Source organism: Enterobacter sp. UPMP2052, assembly GCF_053709675.1.
Map to the genome: position 1 here is coordinate 25,936 of NZ_JBSKJR010000005.1, position 19,155 is coordinate 45,090.

A 19,155-nucleotide genomic window follows, 5' to 3' on the forward strand; every position below is an offset into this window, starting at 1 on the left:
GCAACTTGCGTTGCCTTTTTACGTTTATAACGACTGATGCTTTGTCTCATGCGTCAGCAGCAGCGCTATCAGCGTCAGCGCCGCCATGGCCGCCAGATAGACCCCGACATAGAACAGACCATAATTCGCCTGCAGCCAGGTCGCGATATACGGCGCAACGGATGCCCCCAGAATCGACGAGACGTTATAGGAGAACGAGGCACCGGTGTAACGCACTTCGGTCGGAAACAGCTCCGGCAGCAGCGCGCCCATTGGGCCAAAGGTCAGCCCCATCAGGCTCAGGCCAATCAGCAGATAGGCCATCACCAGCGCAGGGCTGCCTGAACTCAGCAGCGGCGGGAAGACAAACAGGGCAAACAGAATAATCAGCGAGGTGATCACAATCATGCTCGCGCGACGGCCAAACTTGTCGGCCAGCAGGCCCGCAACCGGCACCATCACGCCAAAACCAATGACCGCCATCATCAACATCCACAGCACTTCGTTACGCGGCAGCCCCAGGCCAACTGGCGCAGCGGCGGTGCTGTAGGTCATGGAGTAGACGGTCATGATGTAGAACAGCGTATAGGTCGCCAGCATGATAAAAGTGCCGAGCACGGTTACGCGGACGTGTTTGGTCAGCAGCGTACCCAGCGGCACTTTCACCTGTTTTTTAGCCGCGGCCACTTTGGCGAAGATCGGCGTCTCGTGCAGGGAGACCCGCACGTACAGGCCAATCAGCACCAGCACCGCCGAGAAGATAAACGGAATACGCCAGCCCCAGCTCATGAACTGTTCGTCCGTCAGCAGCCACGAGAGCAGCAGGAAGGTGCCGTTGGCAAAGAAGAAGCCAATCGGCGCGCCCAGTTGCGGGAAGGAGCCATACAGCGCGCGCTTGTGCGCCGGGGCGTTTTCGGTCGCCAGCAGCGCTGCGCCACCCCATTCACCGCCGAGGCCCAACCCCTGACCAAAACGCGCCAGTGCCAGCAGGACCGGTGCCAGAATGCCGATGGTTTCATAGGTCGGCAGCAGGCCAATCGCCACGGTGGAGATGCCCATCGTCAGCAGCGAAGCCACCAGCGTGACCTTGCGACCCACGCGGTCGCCAAAGTGTCCAAACAGCGCCGAGCCTATCGGACGCGCCACGAAGGCGATGGCGAAGGTTGCCAGAGACTGGAGCGTGGCTGCCGTCGGGTCGCCCTGCGGGAAGAAGATATGCGGGAAGACAATAACCGCCGCGGTGGCGTAAATGTAAAAGTCGAAGAACTCAATGGCGGTGCCAATCAGCGAGGCGACGACGACTTTATTGCGCGAGTTTAACGGAACCTGTTCCGCTTCGGAGTCGAGTGTGGTGGCTGTTGCTTGCATAATATTTTCTTATTTTTGGACGAACGAACGGCCATATTAGGCATAGCAAAAGCGACATTTCAATATGTAACAAACCCGCGCGCTGGCGATAAAATCAACAAAAAGCGGATAATATTCAGACCAGCAAAATCCCTTCTATGAAATGCTTCACAGTTTTTAAATATCAGCGGATAAAACTGGTTTTTGGTTAAATAAAAGTTACGGACTGGATTTATATGCTGAAATGATGAATCGGGCTGACATTTCAGCCCGATACGCTGTTTAGCGGTGCGTTTTGCCCGGCATACGCGGGTCATCTTTGTACTCTGCGGTGGCAATCCATGCGGCGCAGAACAGCGTCAGACGGGCAAAGAAGTAGAAGAACGCCATCAGCCCCAGCACCGAACCAAACGCCGCGCCGGACGGCGATTTGACCAGCGAAGGCAGGGTGTAGGTCATCACGATTTTAATCACCTCAAAACCTACTGCCGCAATGAACGTCCCGCGGATCAGCGCCTTCTTGCGCGGGCGGTGGCGCGGCAATCGCCAGAAGATCCAGAAGAACAGCAGGTAGTTAGCAAAGATGGAGATCGCAAGCCCGATGCCGCGCCAGGCGGGCTTCAGCCAGTCGATGTAATCCAGGTAGAGTGCGGAGATAATCATCTGCTGCGCCGACCCTGCGACGGAGGTGATGGAAAGGGTCACCACCAGCGCCACCAGCAGGCCTATCAGCGAGATAAAATCGCGGAAATATTTTACCCAGATTTTCTCCTGATCCTGCGGCGTGCGCTCCCACACATCGCGCGACTGCGCGCGGATGGCTTCGCGCAGGTTGCCCATCCAGTTCACGCCCGAGTAGAGCGCAATCAGCAGGCCGACGATCCCGACGGTGGTACGCTGCTGCACGGCAGTATTTATGGTGCTTTTGAGCGTGGTGGCGAGCGTCTGGTCGCTGACGTTGGTCAAAATTTTATTGAAGATGTCCTGCAAAAGCGTCGGATGCGATGCCAGTACAAAACCGGCGGCGGCAAAAGAGACCATCAGGATCGGGATCATCGACAGGAAGGAGAAGTAGGTTATAGCCGCGCCAAACTGGTTCCCCATACGGTCGTTGAAGCGTTCGGCGGCGCGAATGAGATGCGCAATCATCGGACGGCGCTGAATTTTTTCCGCTGTGCTGGTCACCGCCGCGAGCGCCGAGTTGGGTTTGTCCGGCGTTTTCTCCTCCTCCGGTTGGGTGTCCATCTTTTTGATGGGATCGTAATCTAATTCTTGAGTGGGTCGTTGCGGGTTATTTTCCGGCGTCACGCGCATTTTCCTTTTTCGTTTGGCTGGATGTTATTGAATTATAGCTTGCGGCTAGTCCACGTAAGCTTTTGTGAGTTCAGTGAGCCATTCCATGAACAGATGCACCCGGCGGGAGAGGTTGCGGCGGTGGGGATAAATCAGTGAAACGGGCATCGGCTCAGCGCGATACTGGGGAAGGATCTCCGTGAGCTTCCTGGCGCGGAGCGCATCACGCACCCCGACGCGAGGCACCTGAATAATACCCAGCCCGGCAATGCAGGCGGCCTGGTACGTCTCCGTGCTGTTAACCGTCAGTACTCCGCCCGTTTTAACCCACTGCGTGGTGCTGCCGTTGTAGAACTCAAACCCCTGCGGCCGCGTGCCCAGCGTCGCAGAGTAGTGGATGACCGCATGCGAGGCCAGGTCGTCCAGCGTCTCAGGATAGCCGAAACGCGTCAGATAGTCCGGGCTGGCGCAGTTAATCACCGACAGTTTGCCGAGCGGGCGGGCGATAAGCCCGGAGTCCTTTAGCGCACCCACGCGAACCACGCAGTCGAATCCTTCCCGAATCACATCCACCAGGCGGTCGCTGCTGCTCAGCTCCAGTTCAATACCGGGATATTGCTGCAAGAAAGCCGGCAGTTTCGGGATGACTAAATTTCGAGCAACGCCGACCGGCATATCCACGCGCAGGCGCCCGCTGATGCTTGAGGGGTCGTGCTGGAACATGCCGTCCAGTTCGTCGAGATTGGTGAGCAGATCTTTTGCCCGCTCGTAATAGACCATGCCGTCCTGCGTCAGGCTCACGCGCCGCGTGGTGCGGTGCAACAGCTGGGTGCCCAGCTGGTTTTCCAGCGCCTGAATTTGCCGGGAAACGCTCCCCTTCGGCAGGCTAAGCGTCTCTGCCGCACGGGAAAAACTCTCCAGTTCAGCGACGCGGAGGAAAAGCTGCATTGCGTGAATTTTATCCATAGGCGCGGCTCATTGTTATTCAAAATGAAACAGTGAAGCGTTTTTAGCTCTCTTTATTGATTTTCTATCACCTAATAAGCTCTTACTCAATCTCCATAACAACCGAAACGAGGTTTCTTATGAACGAACGTATTGCATTAGTGACCGGCGGGAGCCGTGGACTGGGTAAAAACGCGGTGTTAAAGCTGGCCGCCGAGGGCGTGGGCATTATCCTGACGTGGAACAGCAGCCAGCAGGAAGCGCTGGACGTCGTGCATGAAATTGAAGCCAACGGCGGTAAAGCGGCAGCATTGCAGCTTAACGTCGGCGATATTGCCAGTTTTGAGGGCTTCGCTCAACGCATGCAGGAGACCCTCCACTCCGTGTGGCAGCGCGACAGGTTTGATTATTTAGTAAACAACGCGGGGACGGGCCTGTACGCTCCCTATACCGAGACGACGGAAGCGCAGTTTGACGAGGCGCTGAACATCCATTTTAAAGGCCCGTTCTTCCTCACCCAACGTCTGCTGCCAATGATGAACGACGGCGGGCGGATCCTGAACGTGTCGAGCGGGCTGGCCCGTTTCACCCAGCCCGGTTCCGGCACCTATGCGGCCATGAAGGGGGCGATGGAGGTATTAACCCGCTATCAGGCGAAAGAGTTGGGCGCGCGCGGTATCGCCGTCAATATCATCGCCCCCGGCGCGATTGAAACCGATTTTGGCGGCGGACGCGTGCGCGACAACGCCGGGCTTAATCAGCAGTTGGCCGCGCAAACGGCGCTGGGGCGCGTGGGCCTGCCTGACGACATTGGCAATGCCATCGTGGCGCTGCTCAGCGACAGGCTGGGCTGGATGAACGCGCAACGGATCGAAGTGTCGGGCGGGATGTTCCTGTAAGCGAAAATCCAACGGACTTAAGAAAATCCTTAAGACAGATGTGTCGAATTCGCGGCAGATTTTACGAACGGCCGGTGATTTGTAACCTGGCCGTTCATTGAGTTTTATCTTAAATTCCTCCCCGCTAGAATCCCCCCTCGCGTTTCTCAGAGGGAGGAAAACAATGCGAGTAATCATGTTTGACAGGCAGTCAATATTTATTCATGGAGCGATGAACAGTCTGCAGCAGTTAATTCCGGAATTAAATATCACAGGTACCCGTCAGGCTGATGAATTTTGGACACTTTTGTCTGCATCACCTTCCGCGATTGTCATGATTGATGGCAACATCATTCAGGATGACGGCATGGCCCTGCTTGAGGAGATCGTGTACCGCTTTCCGGGGGCGCGGGTCGTTATGGTGTTATCCAGGAAAGATCCGCGGTGGGTCGAGCAGTTGATGAAGCGCAACGTCATGGCGATCGTTCCCCGCAACGCCCGCCCGGAAATCTTCAGCGCCGCGCTGGATTCGGTCTGTGCCGGGATGGCATGCATGCCGGGAGAGTGGCTTCAGCCACAGCCGCTGCAGGAGCTGTCTGCTCTGAGCGACCGCCAGCACGACGTGCTCAAGCTGCTGGCCGCCGGGGAGTCGAATAAAGAAATTGGACGCTCGCTGAACATTAGCGCCGCGACGGTAAAAGCCCATCTTGAGACGGTTTTTCGTCGGCTGGACGTCAAAAACCGTACCCAGGCAGCGATGATCTACACCCGCATGACGGCCTGATGCAGCGCCGTTTCTGAAAGGGGGGTATCACCCAGGCTAAATATCCATGCCACCAGCGTATCGTGCTGCCGCTGGGTCAAAGGCCGGGTGATATTTTCCCTTAGCAGCGCCTCGCATATGCGAAGGTCGTTCTCCAGCAGCATGTCTGCATCGTCGGGCGTGATGATGATGTCAAAACGTTCCCACGCGCGAATAACGTGACCATATCCAATGACCCACACACCCTGTGCATCCCGATACTTCTCAAGGGAAAGTCCCTGCTGTTTTTTAATTAACTCTACGGCAGCAAGCGATATTTGAAGCGAGTAACCATTCATATACGTTTCCTCTTTCTGACGCTACTGTAGAGGAAACGATGTACAGGACATATCCGCCAAATGGCTGTGGATCACCGATGGCTGGCGAGAACGTCCTTTTTCAGCAGACCGAACAGCCAGTCGTTATGCCAGCGTCCGGCCAGCTGATAGCTCTCGCGCAGCTCACCTTCCAGCCGGAAACCCGCCTTTTCAAGCAGCCCCCGCGAGGCCAGGTTGCCCGCCGTCACGGTCGCCGTCAGCCGACGAATTTTTCCCTCATCGAAGGCGAAATCCAGCAGCGCCACCAGCGACTCATATCCGTAACCTTTCCCCTGCGCTGACGGGGCGAACAGAAAGCCCACTTCGGCACAATCATCTTCACGATGAATGTACCCCGTCACCCCCAGCGGCGTCTGGGTGGCGGTATCACGCACCACCAGACAGAGCCAGTGCGGGCTGCCGGGTTCCCACGGAGTAAGTCGGGAATCAAATGCGACGCGGATCTCCGCCTCCGGGCGCGCTTCTGCGATAAAACGCATCACGTCCGGGTGCTGCTGCAGGGCCAGAAAAAAGGGCCAGTCCTGTTCCTGCAGCGGCGAGCAGGTGAGGCGTGATGTGGTAAAACCAACCATGGGGCTTCTCCGGAGACATTTATCAGGATTATAGAGTTGTCACTTTATTTCAACAAAAAGTCAGGTATGTTTATAACGTCGTATAAATAAAAAGAAAAACGACCTGCGCGTGGTCCACTTTGGTGTATTCGTTGCCTCTCAAGGAAAATAATGACACTCAGCACATCACATCATATTCGTGAGCAGTTTGAACACTGCCTGGCGGTTATTCGTCAGGCGTCGGTGGAAATATTACTTCTCCTGAATGTGCATGTCTCTGAAGGTAAAGATCCGCGCTGGTTTCTTGAGCAGCTGGACAGCGCCCGCCTGGCCCAGGGGGGATGGACGGGCGTGGCGAAGCAGCTCAACCTGAACGACGCTGAAATGTCGGAATTTACGCTCCAGCTGCGCCTTCTGCAGCAGCGCGTTCCGCAGTACGAAAGCGGTCAGGACGTCAGCGAAAATCAGCTGATTGCCGCGATGCGCTTCGTCACCACGCTGGAGCACCTGCGCCTGCAACAGCCGCTGCTGACCTACAGTACCGACCTGATGCCCGGTAGCGAGCAGCAACAGCAGCAGGCGCACAAGCAGGTTCGGGCGATTGAGCTGATGATTAAAGGGCTGATCCAGCAGGCGTGGCCCGATCCGGCCCGGCTGAACAACCATCTTAAAACTCTGTTCAACGCCGACCGCGTGCGCCGCTGGCTGAAAATGGGGGAAATTAACGACGTCCTGAGCGGCATGATGTTCAGCGAACTGGCGCAAATGCTGGTAGATAAACGCGAATTTAGCCGCTATTACGCGTCATTGTTTAACGACCCGATGATGCTGACCTTGCTGGTCGAGCCGCGTAAAACCCTGCAAACCTTCCTCGAAGATATTCGGCAAATCCGCAATAACATTACGGTGCAGCAGGCGCTGAGCCCGGCGCAAATTCAGCTGCTGGATAACTACTATTCCCAGATTACCCGCCCCGTACAGCGCGCGTTTGAAGAGGGGCGAACCCGTATCAACCCGGCAGGGCTGATGTCGGTAGATGCCGCCGGGCTGCATGCCTTCTGGGAAAATGCGCAGAAGATGGACCGTATCACCGGCGGCGATCTCTTTGAAGTGCGCGATACCATTGAAAAACCGACCCAGCGCGCGCCGCGTTCGCCTGAACAGCGCGAGCAGCTTATCTCGGGCGCGCTGTGGGGCGCCGTGGGGGTGATGGTGATTGCCATTGTCGTCGGAGGATTTTGGCTGGTCACCAGCAGCAAACCTCAGCAGGCCACGGCACGCGCCGCCGAGCCGTCCCCGCCGCAGGAAATGCGCGAAACCCCGTCCTCGCGCGAGACGCTGACGCGGATGGGCGTCACCTGGGACGAGAGTAACTTCCGTTCCGCCATCAACCGTAACGATACCCGCGTTGCGCTGCTGTTCCTGCAGGGCGGGATGGACTGGAAGGTGTCGTGGACAGAGCAGGCGCTGTCAGCGGATTATGATGACGTGCTGGAGCTGTTGCTGCGCTATCACCAGCAGATGGTCGAGCAGAAGCCGTGCCGCCGCTTTATCAATACCCTTAGCCACGCTATGTCGAACGGTGAACCGCTGACATCAATGCGTAAGCAATTTTTAAAAGCGTTCTGCACCGTCCCGGCGGTGGTGAAGCGCCAGCAGCACGACGCGGACATGGCGAAGCGCCGGGCGCTGGCACAACCGGATGCGACAACGAAAAAATGGCAGTCTATTCAGACCGCCATTTATGATGTGATTCGTTGATTTCCTCCCTCTCCCAGTGGGAGAGGGCCGGGGTGAGGGCATCAGACCGCACCCCACTCACGGCTCTCCGTACAACCCAATCAATCGGCGCACCACGCCGTTGGTCCAGCCGAATCCGTCCTGCAGAGGATATTCCCCCCCGCCACCTTCGCGCGGGGTGCTGCTGGCGATGTGGTACTTCTCAATCATCTTGTGATGCGTTTTATAGAAGACGTTGACCGTCTGCAGCCAGCTCCACGCAATCTCATCGCCCAGCGAATCATTGCCGTATTGTTTGAAGCCCTGGATCGCCATCCACTGCAGCGGTGCCCAGCCATTCGGCTTATCCCACTGCTCGCCGGTCTCATACTCGGTTGCCATAATGCCGCCCGGAGTCAGCAGGCGCGCTTTCACCGTGTCCGACAGCCGCTCGGCCTGCTCGTGCGTGGCCATCCCGACGTAAAGCGGCACAATGCTTGCCGCAGAGAACAGCGCCATCTCCTCGCGTCGCCAGTCGTAATCGCGATAACAGCCGTTTTCTTCATCCCACAGATAGCGGTTCACCGCGGCACGGCGGTCGCTGGCCTTCTGGCGGAACTGTTCGGCGGTCTCTTTATCCCCTTTCGATGCCGAAATATTGGCGATCGCGCTTTCCAGTTTGAACAGGAAGGCGTTCAAATCGATCGGGATAAACTGGGTGGTCCGGATGCTGGCAAGCCGACCCGGATCCCGCAGCCAGCGAGAGGAGTAGTCCCAGCCGGAGGCCGCGCCCGCGCGCAGGTCACGATAGACTTCATTTGGCGGGCGGCCAGAATGTCGGGCCGTTTCCACATCCTCAATCCAGGATTCGTCACGCGGCGTGTCACGGTCGTCCCAGTAGCGGTTCAGCAACGAGCCGTCCGGCATACGCACCGCGCTGCGATATGCCTGGTTGAGCAGCAGCGACTCCGCGCCGTCCATCCAGAAGGCATATTCCATTTTCAGGTGATCAAGATAACGCTTTGCACCGCGCACGCCGTCCTCTTCGAACAGCTCCACCATCAGTGCAAACACCGGCGGCTGAGAGCGGCTGAGATAGTAGGTACGGTTGCCGTTGGGAATATGCCCGTAACGTTCAATCAGCCAGGCGAAGTTATCCGCCATGCATTTCAGCAGGTCGTTACGGCCACTCTCCGCCAGACCCAGCATGGAGAAATAGGAGTCCCAGTAGTAGGTCTCGCTGAAGCGTCCGCCGGGCACGATATAGGCCTGGGGCAGCGCCAGCAGAGATGACCAGGGAATGTGATCCTGCGGCTCGCGCGTTAGCACCGGCCACAGGTTATCAATGTGCTCTTTCAGGGACAGGCCGGGGTCCGAAATATACTCTTTGCTGTAGTCCTCCGGCATCCAGAAATGATTTTCCACGAACCGCGCCAGGTCAAAATCACGATGGCGACGCACCTTACGGTAGCGGATCAGAATATCCAGCGGATCCATTTTGGGCGCACAGTCAGGGAAGGTTTTGCTGTCCGCAAACAGTCGCGACGACTGGACGTGTTCAAACAGTTCAAGGTAGCGGTCTGCGGGCGTCAGGGCATCGGACGCCGGCAGCCCTTCAATCATTTCCGGTTCCGGCTCTGCCTCGATCATCTCATCCAGTTTTAACTCACAGGGATCGGTTTCGTAGCGCAGCTCTTCTGCAATGTCGAACTCGATATCCTCAACAATCTGTAGTTTCTGGTTGAACATGGTGTTCAGGACCTCCGGTTTTTGTCGTAACAAATACGGGTTTTTCCCGGTCATCTTTTAAGCGTAGACATTCGCTTCGGTTAATGCGGTGCGAAGTGTGCGGTTGATCACGCTTTCATAACGGTTGTCAATACGCTGAAAATTCAATATCTCATTGATTAGTAAATCGTTAATGGTGAATTTTCGGGAACAGGGCAGGAATAAAATTCAGAGCATTCAGTATTCCGCCTTCACGGTAAATGCCCTTGTCGCCAGCGCTATTCTCAGCGTTTTTTACGCTTTCATACAGGGCTTAATGCGCCTGTCGCGCATCGCCTGAAAGGCTGGTAGCGGCTTGGTGTGCTTTCTGGTTGGCACCTTCACTTTTTTCCATCGCCTTGCTGGCGGCTTTTTCCGCATGGGCGGCGCTATACGCGGCCAGATGGGAAATAACGATGGCATAAATACTCATTAATGAGACCCACAGAATACTGTTTTTCCACCACAGCAGTGTCGGAATAGTCAGTATCGCCCATACCAGGGCGAGGACGAGGTGCATTTTGGCCATCAGTTTGGCGGTGATCTTAACGTGCATTTTCATATCTCTAATCTTTATCCGTAATAACAGGCAAGCGCGTAGCGCCTTCTAAGATTAGTTAATTCCACCGCGCGCCGCGGTTAAATTTGTTACCGTTTGTACACCCGCTGGGTTTACTCGCCCCAGGCATAAAAAAACCGGCCCGCGGGCCGGTTTTTGTCGCGGTAAAGTCCGATCATCGCATGGTGACAAACTCTTCCGCTGCCGTCGGGTGGATTGCCACGGTGTTGTCGAAATCTTTCTTCGTTGCGCCCATTTTCAGCGCCACCGCAAAGCCCTGCAGGATCTCGTCCATACCAAAGCCAATGCCGTGAATACCGACAATCTTCTCGTCCGCGCCAACGCAGACCAGCTTCATGCGGCACGGTTGACGGTGAGAGGTAACGGCGGTGTACATCGCCGTAAAGGACGATTTATACACTTTCACCTGGTCATCGCCGTACTGCTCGCGCGCCTGCGGTTCGGTTAAGCCCACGGTGCCAATTGGCGGGTGGCTGAAGACCACGGTCGGGATGTTGCTGTAGTCCAGATGCTCGTCCGGCTTGTTGTTAAACAGACGCTCGGAGAGACGGCGGCCTGCTGCCACGGCAACCGGCGTCAGTTCAACCGCACCGGTGTTGTCGCCTACCGCATAAATGCCCGGTACGCTGGTGTTCTGGAATTTATCGACGACGATGTAACCTTTTTCATCGGTTTTCACGCCGGTAACCGCCAGGTTAAAGGTATCGTTCGCCGGTTCGCGACCAATCGCCCAGATCAGGCAGTCCACGGTCTGACTGCGGCCGTCTTCCAGCGTCAGGGTCAGGCTGCCGTCGTCATTTTTCACCACGGCTTTCGGTACGGCATGGGTGTGCAGCGCTGGACCTTCGGCGTTCATCACTTCCACCAGCGTTTCGACGATCAGCGGGTCAAAGCTGCGCAGCGGTGCGTGTTTACGGACGAACAGATGCGCTTCAGCACCCAGGCCGTTGATCACGCCCGCCAGCTCAACCGCGATATACCCCGCGCCGACCACCGCAACGCGTTTTGGCAGGGCAGGCAGCTCGAAGAAGCCGTCAGAATCAATGCCGTATTCCGCGCCCGGAATGTCCGGGTGGCTCGGACGGCCGCCGGTGGCGATCAGGATATGATCGGCGGTGATCGTCTCGCCGTTCACTTCGATCGTTTTCGCATCGACGAAACGGGCGAAACCGCGGATCACGTCAACGTTGTTCTTGCCCAGCACGTTATCGTACGAGGTATGGATCCGGTCGATGTAAGCGGTACGGCTGGCGATCAGCTTGTCCCAGTCAAAGCTATTGAGGGTGGTATCGAAGCCGTAGTCCGGGCCATACATATGGATAGCTTCACGGATTTGCGCCGCATGCCACATCACTTTTTTCGGTACACAGCCCACGTTCACGCAGGTGCCGCCCAGCGCTTTGGCTTCAATCAGCGCACACTTCTGGCCGTACATGGCCGCACGGTTGATCGAGGCGATGCCGCCGCTGCCGCCGCCGATTGCGATGTAGTCATAATGCTTAGTCATAGCTTTTATCCTTAATCGTGAATTGCCGCGATTGTATACCTGAAATCAATTGGTTCCACCAATGACTGCGATTACTCAGGCACGATCCAGCTGACGGTGGCGTGGCCTGTACCCGCGGGCACCAGCGTTTTGTGCAGCCAGGGCAGCACGTTGTTCATTTGCGCTTCGAGCTTCCACGGCGGGTTAATTACAATCATGCCGGAGGCGGTCATGCCGCGCTGGTCGCTGTCCGGGCGCACCGCCAGTTCAATCTGCAGGATTTTGCGGATGCCGGTAGCTTCCAGATCTTTAATCATGCGCTTGATTTGCGCGCGCAGCACCACCGGGTACCACAGGGCGTAGGTGCCGGTCGCAAAGCGTTTATAGCCTTCGTGAATGCCGGTCACTACCGCCTGATAGTCGGTTTTGATTTCGTACGGCGGGTCGATCAGCACCAGGCCACGGCGCGAAACCGGTGGCAATTTGGCTTTCAGCTGCTGGTAGCCATCGGCTTTATCGACGCGGGCGCGGTTATCTTTCTGAAATTCAGCGCGCAGCAGCGGGAAGTCGCTCGGGTGCAGTTCGGTCAGTTGAATGCTGTCCTGCTCGCGCAGCAGCTGGCGGGCAATCAGCGGTGAACCCGGGTAGTAACGCAGCTGGCCGCTGCGGTTGAAGTGATTCACCACGCCGATGTATGGCTCCAGCTCGGCGGGCAGATCGTCCTGCTGCCAGACGCGGGCAATGCCTTCCAGATATTCACCGGTACGCTCGGCGTGTTCGCCGCTTAGCTGATAACGGCCCGCGCCGGCGTGGGTGTCCAGATAGAGAAACGGCTTATCTTTCTCTTTGAGCGACTCGATGATCAGGCTCTGAACGGTATGTTTAAGAACGTCGGCGTGGTTGCCTGCGTGAAAGCTGTGGCGATAACTGAGCATGGATAGTGATATTCCGCTGAAAATGACGATTTGCCACAGTTTACAGCAGATCGGAACAGATTACCCGCAGGCCCGCGAAGCGCAGCGTCACCGGGCGCTTTTCCGCTACGGCTGGCATTGAAATCCTCTACACTTATCCCCATTACACAAACAATATGCACAGCGCCGGATGCGCGCTTCATTCACTCATTTCAACAGGACAGCGTTTATGACCAATCCATTACTGACGCCTTTTTCGTTGCCACCGTTTTCTAAAATTCTGCCCGAGCATGTGGTTCCAGCCGTTACCCAATCGCTGGAAAACTGCCGCGCGGCGGTAGAGAGCGTGGTAGCGCAGGGCGCGCCGTACACCTGGGAAAATCTGTGTCAGCCGCTGGCCGAAGTGGACGACGTGCTGGGACGTATTTTCTCCCCGGTCAGCCACCTGAACTCGGTGAAAAACAGCCCGGAACTGCGCGAAGCCTATGAACAAACCCTGCCGCTGCTCTCGGAGTACAGCACCTGGGTTGGTCAGCACGAAGGACTGTACAAAGCGTACCGCGACCTGCGCGACGGCGATCATTACGCATCGCTCAATACCGCGCAGAAAAAATCGGTTGATAACGCGCTGCGTGATTTCGAGCTATCCGGGATTGGCCTGCCAAAAGAGAAGCAGAAGCGCTACGGCGAAATCGCCGCGCGTCTGTCCGAGCTGGGCAACCAGTACAGCAACAACGTGCTCGATGCCACCATGGGCTGGACAAAGCTGATTACCGACGAAGCCGAGCTTGCCGGGATGCCGGAAAGCGCGCTGGCGGCGGCGAAAGCACAGGCCGAAGCCAAAGAGCAGGACGGTTTCCTGCTGACGCTGGATATCCCGAGCTATCTGCCGGTGATGACCTACTGCGACAACCAGGCGTTGCGTGAAGAGATGTACCGCGCCTACAGCACCCGCGCGTCCGACCAGGGGCCAAACGCGGGCAAATGGGACAACAGCCCGGTCATGGCCGAGATCCTCGCCCTGCGTCACGAACTGGCGCAGCTGCTGGGCTTTGAAAACTATGCCGACAAGTCTCTCGCGACCAAAATGGCGGAGAACCCGCAGCAGGTGCTCGACTTCCTGACGGATCTCGCGAAACGCGCCCGTCCACAGGGTGAGAAAGAGCTGGCCCAGCTGCGCGCCTTCGCGAAGGCCGAGTTTGGCGTAGACGAACTGCTGCCGTGGGACATCGCTTACTACAGCGAAAAACAGAAACAGCACCTTTACAGCATCAGCGACGAGCAGCTGCGCCCGTACTTCCCGGAAAACAAAGCCGTAAACGGCCTGTTCGAAGTGGTGCAACGCATCTACGGCATCACCGCCAAAGAGCGTAAAGATATCGACGTCTGGCATCCGGACGTGCGTTTCTTCGAGCTGTATGACGAGAAAAACGAACTGCGCGGCAGTTTCTACCTGGACCTTTACGCGCGTGAGAACAAGCGCGGCGGGGCGTGGATGGATGACTGCGTGGGCCAGATGCGTAAAGCGGACGGTACTCTGCAAAAGCCGGTTGCCTACCTGACCTGTAACTTCAACCGTCCGGTGAGCGGCAAACCTGCGCTGTTTACCCACGACGAAGTGATCACCCTGTTCCACGAGTTCGGTCACGGTCTGCACCACATGCTGACCCGCATCGAAACCGCGGGCGTTGCCGGTATCAGCGGTGTACCGTGGGATGCGGTCGAGCTGCCGAGCCAGTTTATGGAAAACTGGTGCTGGGAGCCGGACGCGCTGGCGTTTATCTCCGGCCACTATGAGACCGGCGAACCGCTGCCAAAAGAACTGCTGGATAAAATGCTGGCGGCGAAAAACTACCAGGCGGCAATGTTTATTCTGCGCCAGCTGGAGTTCGGCCTGTTCGACTTCCGCCTGCACGCCGAGTTCAGCCCGGAGCAAGGGGCGAAAATCCTTGAAACGCTGGCCGAGATTAAGAAACAGGTCGCCGTTATTCCGGGGCCAACCTGGGGCCGCTTCCCGCACGCGTTCAGCCACATCTTTGCGGGCGGCTACGCGGCGGGTTACTACAGTTACCTGTGGGCCGACGTGCTGGCTGCAGACGCATACTCTCGCTTCGAAGAGGAAGGCATTTTCAACCGCGAAACCGGTCAGTCGTTCCTCGATAACATCCTGACGCGCGGCGGGTCTGAAGAGCCGATGGCGCTGTTCAAACGCTTCCGTGGCCGTGAGCCGAAGCTGGATGCCATGCTGGAGCATTACGGGATCAAAGGCTGATTGTTACGTGAAGATCTGCTTAGTAGATGAATCAGGCGCCGGAGACGGCGCCTTATCTGTTCTGGCGGCCCGCTGGGGGCTGGAGCACGATGAAGAGAACCTGATGGCGCTGGTGATGACGCCTGCGCATCTTGAACTGCGCAAGCGCGACGAGCCGAAGCTCGGCGGGATTTTTGTCGATTTTGTCGGCGGGGCAATGGCGCACCGGCGCAAGTTTGGCGGCGGTCGCGGCGAGGCGGTGGCGAAAGCGGTCGGCATTAAGGGCAGTTATCTGCCGGACGTGGTGGATGCCACGGCGGGACTGGGGCGCGACGCCTTTGTGCTGGCCTCGGTCGGGTGCCGCGTGCGGATGCTGGAACGCAATCCGGTGGTGGCCGCGCTTCTGGACGATGGCCTGGCGCGCGGTTATGCCGACCCGGAGATTGGTCCGTGGCTGCAGGAGCGCCTGCAGCTGATTCACGCCTCAAGCCTGACTGCGCTCACCGACATCACGCCACGCCCGCAGGTAGTCTATCTTGACCCCATGTTCCCGCATAAGCAGAAAAGTGCGCTGGTGAAGAAAGAGATGCGGGTGTTTCAGTCGCTGGTGGGGCCGGATTTGGATGCGGATGGCCTGCTGGCGCCTGCTCGTCTGCTGGCGACAAAGCGTGTGGTGGTAAAACGCCCGGACTACGCGCCGCCGCTGGCGGATGTCGCGACCACCAACGCGGTGACCACGAAAGGCCACCGGTTCGATATTTATTCCGGTACGCCGGAGTAAAAAAGCCGGGTGGCGGCTGCGCCTTACCCGGCCTACGTTCAATGCCGCTTGTAGGCCCGGTAAGCGTGAGCGCCACCGGGCGTTATGCATTTACTCGTCTTCTTCGTCACGCAGTGGAACAATCAACATATCCACGTGAACGGTGTTGATCAGCTGGCGCGCGGAGGACATCAGCTTGCTCCAGAAGTCCTGGTGATGACCGCATACCACCAGGTCCATATCGTATTTCTTAATCGCATCGACCAGCACCTGGCCCAGATCGCCGCTACCGCTTAAGGTTTCGGTGATAGGGTAACCTGCGTTGGTGGACAGCTCGCTCAGGGCATGGTGTGTCTCTTCGGAGATGCGTTTTTGCATATCACCGAGATTCACGTCAATCAGGCCGGTATAGAGATCGGAGTAATTCACGTCAACGTGAATCAGGGAAACTTTCGCGTTGTAAGGGCGTGCCATGGATACCGCTTTATCAACCAGCACTTTGCTCTCAGGTGAGAGGTCTACCGCGATGAGAATGTGTTTGTAAGCCATAGTGTTACTCCTTCCTTAAGTTATCGATGACTAAAAGAGAAAGCCGTCGTCTGATGCCTTCATTACGGCCCAGTTAAACAAAATTATCAAGCTTTGGTGTTGATAACGATTAACCTTGTGGCAAAAAAATTAACGGATCTCCTACACTATTTAATGAGCCGTTCGGATATTAAAACGCGAACCGGATCGACTTTTAGTCATTCTTTCACTGAACTGTCTGTCAGGGCATTGGGGTGCGGTAGCTCAGAAGGCTTTCTTCGTGGGCGGGCGCCGGGGAGGATGTATGATTAGCACCGTCGCATTGTTTTGGGCGTTATGCGTGGTTTGCATAGTGAATATGGCGCGCTACTTCTCATCGTTACGTGCGCTATTAGTGGTACTTCGTGGTTGCGATCCGTTGCTTTATCAGTATGTGGACGGGGGAGGATTCTTCACCTCGCATGGACAGCCCAGCAAACAGATGCGTCTGGTGGGGTATATCTATTACCAGCGCTATCGCGACCATCATGATGACGAATTTATCCGTCGCTGCGAACGCCTGCGTCGTCAGTTCATCCTGACCAGCGCCCTGTGCGGCCTGGTTGTAGTGAGTATGGTTGCACTGATGATTTGGCACTGAGCGCAGGAAAGGCGGGGGGTTCCCTCGCCTTTATTCCAGTGATCACGGTTTTATCGTGAACCGAAGGTCAGATACGTTTTCATGCAGAGAAAACACGTTACCACTGTAGGTAATGGCTACCTCGCCTTTATCGTTTATCCGTGCTTCAGAAATGCTGCCTGTTCCCTCCAGAACTGGCGATTTTGTCGCTAGCTCCTGGACAATGTCAGCGTTTTTACCCTGTAACGGCTGCGACAAATAATATCGATAAATCGTAGGTACGGTTGCGCCTCCCTGGTTGTTCACGGTCATATAAAGCCAGACGCTATTTGAAATTTGATATGTACGGAGAAGTTCATCGCTTGCTCGCGGATTGGGCTGATGGTTTAGCCATGCGAATCCGATGACCATAATGAGCAGCGCCAGTGTGGTAAATCGATGAAGCCATTTAATAGCCGCTCTGGATGGTTCTTTATTGAGTGATCCTGGAACAGAAGCCATACACTCTCCGATATGCAGTATTTATCCTGATCGGAATGATAGTGACTCGTCACAGGCAATGATGTGCAAAAAATGTTCAGGTTTTTCTTAGGGTTGTAAGGTTTTCTGTAAACCGACAGCCATAAAAAAAGCGGGTCAGTATCCTGACCCGCTTTTTGTCGCTCTAAGCCGATTACAGCAGCTTGAGCGAAAGCCAGTACAAACCGCCGGACAGCAGGATAGAGGCCGGCAGGGTGAATACCCAGGCCATCAGAATGTTGGTCACGGTTTTGCGCTGCAGACCGCCGCCGTCAACAATCATGGTACCTGCCACGGACGAGGAGAGTACGTGGGTAGTTGAAACCGGCATACCGGTGTAGCTTGCCAGACCGATAGAAACTGCCGCCGTCATCTGCGCGGACATCCCCTGCGCATAGGTCATGCCTTTCTTACCGATTTTCTCGCCGATGGTGGTCGCCACACGACGCCAGCCAATCATCGTACCGATACCCAGCGCCAGCGCGACAGCCATGATGATCCAGATTGGCGCGTACTCGATGGTGCTGAGCATATCGCCTTTCAGTTTCTTCAGCAGACGCTGGTCGTCAGCATTCACTTCCGGCAGCTTCGCCACTTTATCGGTGATGTCGGAGATGCAGAGCATGATACGGCGCAGCTGACCACGTTGTTCTACCGGCAGTTTGTCGTAACTTTCGATATCGCCCAGCATAACTTTTGCACGTTCCAGCGCGTTAATTGCGTTTGCCGGATGGCAGTGGAACTCGCCAGGTGCCGTGGTTGCGCCCGCTTCCGGAGAAGGGATCAGCTGGTCAACGCCGGTCGCTTTCTTCAACAGCTGTGGGTGCTGCTGGAAGTAAACTTCAACGTTGTTGACCGCATCACGGGTACGGGTGATTTCGTAGCCGGAGGCATTCATGTTCACCACGAAACCTGCCGGGGCCACGCCAATCAGGACCAGCATCACCAGACCAATGCCTTTCTGACCGTCGTTCGCACCGTGTGAAAATGCCACGCCGATAGCGGAAATGATCAGGGCAATACGCGTCCAGAACGGCGGCTTTTTCTTGCCGTCTTTCTTTTCACGCTCTGCTGGCGTCAGGTGGATACGTGCGCGCTTCTTCGTGTTGCTCCAGTAGCGACGCAGGATGAAAATTAATCCCCCCGCAACCACCAGACCGACAATCGGGGAAACGATCAGCGAGGCAAAAATCCCCAGTACTTTCGGGATATTCAACGCATCAACGACGGAGGTACCGGTCATCAGGGCATTGGTTAACCCGATACCGATAATCGCGCCGATGAGGGTGTGAGAACTGGATGCAGGCAGGCCGAAATACCAGGTACCGAGGTTCCAGATAATTGCAGCAAGCAGCATTGAGAACACCATGGCAAGACCATGGCCAGAACTAACGTTAAGAAGCAGATCCGTTGGCAGCATGTGCACGATGGCATACGCAACGCTCAGTCCGCCCAGGAGGACACCAAAAAAGTTAAATACCGCCGCCATAACAACCGCCAGTTGCGATCGCATTGCGCGAGTGTAGATAACCGTTGCTACTGCGTTTGCAGTGTCGTGGAAGCCGTTGATCGCTTCGTAAAACAGTACAAAAACCAGAGCAAGCAAGAGTAAAAGCCCGGTATGTAAATCCAGGCCAGCAAACAAATGTAGCATAGGACGTTACGCCATTTTGGAGGACATGAACGCGGCGCATTATCCAGGACAAATGCGCAACGGGCAAAGTGAAATATAGACTTTTTTTGACATACCACCTGTTTTGAGAAATGTGCCAGAAAGGTTATTCGTTAAATTTCAATGGAATGGCTTTGTAATATCTTTTTACGCTGGTGTGACCACATAGGAAACTTTACAATCCGCGGCAGTTAACGATGAGGATTT

The 19,155-nt window shown here is 56.2% G+C and carries 19 protein-coding genes; 7 read left to right on the forward strand and 12 right to left on the reverse strand.

Annotated elements, in window-relative coordinates; genetic code table 11:
- Window positions 1–24 precede the first annotated feature (24 nt).
- The 3 genes from ACWKX3_RS15015 to ACWKX3_RS15025 form a co-directional block, all read right to left on the reverse strand.
- Entirely contained in the window at window positions 25–1,347 is a 1,323-nt protein-coding gene (locus ACWKX3_RS15015; RefSeq protein WP_454542038.1) for an MFS transporter, read from the reverse strand.
- 261 nt (window positions 1,348–1,608) lie between these two features.
- On the reverse strand, window positions 1,609–2,634 hold the full coding sequence (gene yhjD, locus ACWKX3_RS15020; RefSeq protein ID WP_042322260.1) for an inner membrane protein YhjD: 1,026 nt from the start codon (window positions 2,632–2,634) through the stop codon (window positions 1,609–1,611).
- Window positions 2,635–2,685: 51 nt separating this feature from the next.
- Entirely contained in the window at window positions 2,686–3,585 is a 900-nt protein-coding gene (locus ACWKX3_RS15025; protein WP_006178014.1) for a LysR family transcriptional regulator, read from the reverse strand.
- 119 nt (window positions 3,586–3,704) lie between these two features.
- Between ACWKX3_RS15025 and ACWKX3_RS15030 the strand changes: the two genes are divergently transcribed.
- Complete coding sequence (locus ACWKX3_RS15030) at window positions 3,705–4,463, forward strand: SDR family NAD(P)-dependent oxidoreductase (protein WP_454542039.1); 759 nt, start codon at window positions 3,705–3,707, stop codon at window positions 4,461–4,463.
- 163 nt (window positions 4,464–4,626) lie between these two features.
- A complete protein-coding gene (locus ACWKX3_RS15035) occupies window positions 4,627–5,226 on the forward strand; it encodes a response regulator transcription factor (protein WP_454542040.1) in 600 nt (199 codons plus the stop codon).
- Here the strand turns inward: ACWKX3_RS15035 and ACWKX3_RS15040 are convergent.
- The gene (locus ACWKX3_RS15040; RefSeq protein WP_058609745.1) at window positions 5,205–5,543 is read right to left on the reverse strand and encodes a lysozyme; all 339 of its coding nucleotides are present in this window, start codon (window positions 5,541–5,543) and stop codon (window positions 5,205–5,207) included. The two genes, ACWKX3_RS15035 and ACWKX3_RS15040, sit on opposite strands and share 22 nt — an antisense overlap.
- Window positions 5,544–5,614: 71 nt before the next feature.
- A complete protein-coding gene (locus tag ACWKX3_RS15045) occupies window positions 5,615–6,154 on the reverse strand; it encodes a GNAT family N-acetyltransferase (RefSeq protein WP_454542041.1) in 540 nt (179 codons plus the stop codon).
- Between the two features lie 150 nt (window positions 6,155–6,304).
- Here ACWKX3_RS15045 and ACWKX3_RS15050 point away from each other — a divergent pair, with 150 nt between their 5' ends.
- Window positions 6,305–7,894 carry an STY4199 family HEPN domain-containing protein gene (locus ACWKX3_RS15050; protein ID WP_454542042.1) on the forward strand — a complete coding sequence of 530 codons (1,590 nt, stop codon included), beginning with the start codon at window positions 6,305–6,307 and terminating at the stop codon, window positions 7,892–7,894.
- A 57-nt stretch (window positions 7,895–7,951) separates the two neighbouring features.
- Here the strand turns inward: ACWKX3_RS15050 and ACWKX3_RS15055 are convergent, their stop codons facing one another.
- The 4 genes from ACWKX3_RS15055 to ACWKX3_RS15070 all read right to left on the reverse strand — a co-directional run bounded on the left by ACWKX3_RS15055 (window position 7,952) and on the right by ACWKX3_RS15070 (window position 12,620).
- Window positions 7,952–9,601: an alpha,alpha-trehalase gene (locus ACWKX3_RS15055; protein WP_042322257.1), complete on the reverse strand. Its 1,650-nt coding sequence runs from the start codon at window positions 9,599–9,601 to the stop codon at window positions 7,952–7,954.
- A gap of 292 nt (window positions 9,602–9,893) precedes the next feature.
- A complete protein-coding gene (locus ACWKX3_RS15060) occupies window positions 9,894–10,181 on the reverse strand; it encodes a hypothetical protein (RefSeq protein WP_006178000.1) in 288 nt (95 codons plus the stop codon).
- A 172-nt stretch (window positions 10,182–10,353) separates the two neighbouring features.
- Window positions 10,354–11,706, reverse strand: coding sequence for a glutathione-disulfide reductase (gorA, locus tag ACWKX3_RS15065; RefSeq protein ID WP_006177997.1), 1,353 nt, complete (start codon window positions 11,704–11,706; stop codon window positions 10,354–10,356).
- A gap of 71 nt (window positions 11,707–11,777) precedes the next feature.
- Window positions 11,778–12,620: a 23S rRNA (adenine(2030)-N(6))-methyltransferase RlmJ gene (locus tag ACWKX3_RS15070; protein ID WP_006177995.1), complete on the reverse strand. Its 843-nt coding sequence runs from the start codon at window positions 12,618–12,620 to the stop codon at window positions 11,778–11,780.
- Here ACWKX3_RS15070 and ACWKX3_RS15075 point away from each other — a divergent pair.
- From ACWKX3_RS15075 to rsmJ, 3 genes are all read left to right on the forward strand, one after another.
- Window positions 12,619–12,741, forward strand: coding sequence for a hypothetical protein (locus ACWKX3_RS15075; RefSeq protein ID WP_006177994.1), 123 nt, complete (start codon window positions 12,619–12,621; stop codon window positions 12,739–12,741). The two genes, ACWKX3_RS15070 and ACWKX3_RS15075, sit on opposite strands and share 2 nt — an antisense overlap.
- 87 nt (window positions 12,742–12,828) lie before the next feature.
- The gene (prlC, locus tag ACWKX3_RS15080; protein ID WP_454542043.1) at window positions 12,829–14,871 is read left to right on the forward strand and encodes an oligopeptidase A; all 2,043 of its coding nucleotides are present in this window, start codon (window positions 12,829–12,831) and stop codon (window positions 14,869–14,871) included.
- A 7-nt stretch (window positions 14,872–14,878) separates the two neighbouring features.
- A complete protein-coding gene (rsmJ, locus tag ACWKX3_RS15085; RefSeq protein WP_006177991.1) occupies window positions 14,879–15,631 on the forward strand; it encodes a 16S rRNA (guanine(1516)-N(2))-methyltransferase RsmJ in 753 nt (250 codons plus the stop codon).
- A gap of 90 nt (window positions 15,632–15,721) precedes the next feature.
- On the opposite strand, the gene uspA is transcribed toward rsmJ, so the two are convergent.
- On the reverse strand, window positions 15,722–16,159 hold the full coding sequence (gene uspA / locus ACWKX3_RS15090) for a universal stress protein UspA (RefSeq protein ID WP_003861223.1): 438 nt from the start codon (window positions 16,157–16,159) through the stop codon (window positions 15,722–15,724).
- Window positions 16,160–16,442: 283 nt separating this feature from the next.
- Between uspA and uspB the strand changes: the two genes are divergently transcribed.
- The gene (gene uspB / locus ACWKX3_RS15095; RefSeq protein ID WP_006177990.1) at window positions 16,443–16,778 is read left to right on the forward strand and encodes a universal stress protein UspB; all 336 of its coding nucleotides are present in this window, start codon (window positions 16,443–16,445) and stop codon (window positions 16,776–16,778) included.
- Between the two features lie 42 nt (window positions 16,779–16,820).
- On the opposite strand, the gene ACWKX3_RS15100 is transcribed toward uspB, so the two are convergent.
- Both ACWKX3_RS15100 and pitA read right to left on the reverse strand, forming a co-directional pair.
- Window positions 16,821–17,258, reverse strand: a complete 438-nt coding sequence (locus ACWKX3_RS15100) for a hypothetical protein (protein WP_400407868.1) — start codon at window positions 17,256–17,258, stop codon at window positions 16,821–16,823.
- 172 nt (window positions 17,259–17,430) lie between these two features.
- Window positions 17,431–18,930, reverse strand: coding sequence for an inorganic phosphate transporter PitA (gene pitA / locus ACWKX3_RS15105; RefSeq protein WP_006177986.1), 1,500 nt, complete (start codon window positions 18,928–18,930; stop codon window positions 17,431–17,433).
- Window positions 18,931–19,155: the final 225 nt, after the last annotated feature.

Bases quoted from the DNA above. Each gene is read 5' to 3' on its own strand.
- ACWKX3_RS15075 (WP_006177994.1), top strand. From the start codon at position 12,619: ATGGATAGTGATATTCCGCTGAAAATGACGATTTGCCACAGTTTACAG.
- gorA (WP_006177997.1), bottom strand. From the start codon at position 11,706: ATGACTAAGCATTATGACTACATCGCAATCGGCGGCGGCAGCGGCGGC.
- ACWKX3_RS15040 (WP_058609745.1), bottom strand. From the start codon at position 5,543: ATGAATGGTTACTCGCTTCAAATATCGCTTGCTGCCGTAGAGTTAATT.
- ACWKX3_RS15050 (WP_454542042.1), top strand. From the start codon at position 6,305: ATGACACTCAGCACATCACATCATATTCGTGAGCAGTTTGAACACTGC.
- ACWKX3_RS15100 (WP_400407868.1), bottom strand. From the start codon at position 17,258: ATGGCTTCTGTTCCAGGATCACTCAATAAAGAACCATCCAGAGCGGCT.
- ACWKX3_RS15025 (WP_006178014.1), bottom strand. From the start codon at position 3,585: ATGGATAAAATTCACGCAATGCAGCTTTTCCTCCGCGTCGCTGAACTG.
- ACWKX3_RS15045 (WP_454542041.1), bottom strand. From the start codon at position 6,154: ATGGTTGGTTTTACCACATCACGCCTCACCTGCTCGCCGCTGCAGGAA.
- ACWKX3_RS15060 (WP_006178000.1), bottom strand. From the start codon at position 10,181: ATGAAAATGCACGTTAAGATCACCGCCAAACTGATGGCCAAAATGCAC.
- ACWKX3_RS15015 (WP_454542038.1), bottom strand. From the start codon at position 1,347: ATGCAAGCAACAGCCACCACACTCGACTCCGAAGCGGAACAGGTTCCG.
- ACWKX3_RS15055 (WP_042322257.1), bottom strand. From the start codon at position 9,601: ATGTTCAACCAGAAACTACAGATTGTTGAGGATATCGAGTTCGACATT.
- ACWKX3_RS15070 (WP_006177995.1), bottom strand. From the start codon at position 12,620: ATGCTCAGTTATCGCCACAGCTTTCACGCAGGCAACCACGCCGACGTT.
- uspA (WP_003861223.1), bottom strand. From the start codon at position 16,159: ATGGCTTACAAACACATTCTCATCGCGGTAGACCTCTCACCTGAGAGC.
- ACWKX3_RS15035 (WP_454542040.1), top strand. From the start codon at position 4,627: ATGCGAGTAATCATGTTTGACAGGCAGTCAATATTTATTCATGGAGCG.
- prlC (WP_454542043.1), top strand. From the start codon at position 12,829: ATGACCAATCCATTACTGACGCCTTTTTCGTTGCCACCGTTTTCTAAA.
- uspB (WP_006177990.1), top strand. From the start codon at position 16,443: ATGATTAGCACCGTCGCATTGTTTTGGGCGTTATGCGTGGTTTGCATA.
- ACWKX3_RS15030 (WP_454542039.1), top strand. From the start codon at position 3,705: ATGAACGAACGTATTGCATTAGTGACCGGCGGGAGCCGTGGACTGGGT.
- pitA (WP_006177986.1), bottom strand. From the start codon at position 18,930: ATGCTACATTTGTTTGCTGGCCTGGATTTACATACCGGGCTTTTACTC.